This window comes from Pseudomonas meliae (genome assembly GCF_001400515.1).
GTDB lineage: Bacteria > Pseudomonadota > Gammaproteobacteria > Pseudomonadales > Pseudomonadaceae > Aquipseudomonas > Aquipseudomonas amygdali.
Genome location: NZ_LJQT01000455.1, coordinates 1 through 1452, shown reverse-complemented (window position 1 = coordinate 1452; position 1452 = coordinate 1). Strand labels below are relative to the sequence as shown.

2 protein-coding genes are annotated in these 1452 nt (G+C 49.7%); one reads left to right on the top strand and one right to left on the bottom strand.

Annotated features, from left to right (window positions below; all coding sequences use genetic code 11):
- Window positions 1-188 precede the first annotated feature (188 nt).
- Window positions 189-878: a lytic polysaccharide monooxygenase auxiliary activity family 9 protein gene (locus ALO64_RS20710; protein ID WP_031598805.1), complete on the top strand. Its 690-nt coding sequence runs from the start codon at window positions 189-191 to the stop codon at window positions 876-878.
- A gap of 146 nt (window positions 879-1024) precedes the next feature.
- On the opposite strand, the gene ALO64_RS26455 is transcribed toward ALO64_RS20710, so the two are convergent.
- A partial coding sequence (locus tag ALO64_RS26455; RefSeq protein WP_235805020.1) for a hypothetical protein occupies window positions 1025-1452 on the bottom strand: 428 nt, incomplete at its 5' end.

Below are 1452 nucleotides of genomic sequence, written 5' to 3'. Positions count from 1 at the left end.
TTGATCGGAGAATCCTTAAGTGCTGCGTGCACGTAGAGCAACGGTGGCGGGGCTGGGCAGCTCACCAGCCCTCACGTTTCAGGTTTTCACAGAAAAATCTACTGGCTGTACTGCTAGCTATCCGGCCCATGGAAGCAGGTCTTCAATTGTGCAACAGGCAAGGTATGCCTGATTCAACAATTGAGGATATGGAAATGAGTGAATCTGATAGTAAGCAACCCAGACACGGTAGGGTTATTGAGCCTGAATCGCGGGGCTCGTATGCCATGGATCAGGGGATGGTACTGGAGTGGCATCTGCACGGAATGGACAGCGGCAAAAACTTCCCTGATAAATTAGAAGGCCCTGCACACGATTTTCCTCGCTCAGACGAGTATGCAGATGGCGATGTTGATAGTGCTGCCCCGCCAGTAGATGGACTGATAGTGAGTGCAGGCTGGACTGATGAGCGCGACTGTTTGAATTACACCGATACAGAGCTTACGCAAGCGCTTGAAAAAAAGAACGGTAAGAAAGTTACAGGCTGGCCTCGCCTGATTAAGAAGGGCGGCGATACACTCAGCGTTAAATGGCGTTATGAAGCGCCTCACGTGACACGCGGTTATCGCTGGTTTATCACCAAAGATGGCTGGAATGAAAGCACTCGACTGACACGAAATCATTTTGATGAACAGCCTTTCCATAAAGAAATTTCTCCTCTTAAGCCGTTCAGCCAGCACCGCGATGCGCTCCAGCCGACAGAAGAGCATTCTGCAGAATTGCCCAAAAATAAAAAAGGGCATCACGTCATTCTTCTTCTCTGGATCGTCGCTGAATCGCCAATGGCATTTTATCAAGCGTTTGATGTTGATTTTGATGCGTCCGAGTCTGAAGAGTGAGGAGACGGACGTGAAGGGTAGGGTGTAAGTTTCCAGCGAGACGTTGCCCGTGCTTACTCTGCAAGGCCTGCGCAGATAAGAAATTGATGATCAGAAGGCCCGGCCTCAGCGCCAGNNCCGGGCTTTTTTGCATCGGTATTGGCTGATCAAAAATCACTTTTCCTGAATGTTTCAGTGTCTGTTTGATCGTTCATGATCGTCAGCTTCCCATTCGAGACGCTGTAGGTTGTCATCGCATCCCCTTCGGAATATTGCTGACGCCAGCGACCCCATTCGCCGGTATCGCTCAGGAATGTTCTCCAAATGACTCGCTCACCCTCCAGTTTGCAGCGATACGTGAAACTGTCGCCATCGTTCCGTCGATAGGCTATCTCAGGTGGATTTTGTTGAACCGTCTTCATGGTTTTGGTTTTACGACCCATTTCAACTGAAAGGGTAGCCTTGCATATTTCCGAGGGCGAAAAGTCAGCGCCTTGGGCTCTGGCAACATGAAAAGGCTTAAACCGACTCACGCTTTTTATATGGAGTTTCAAGTGTGAACAGGCTTTTAGAACGATTTGAACCGCCCCGGGTT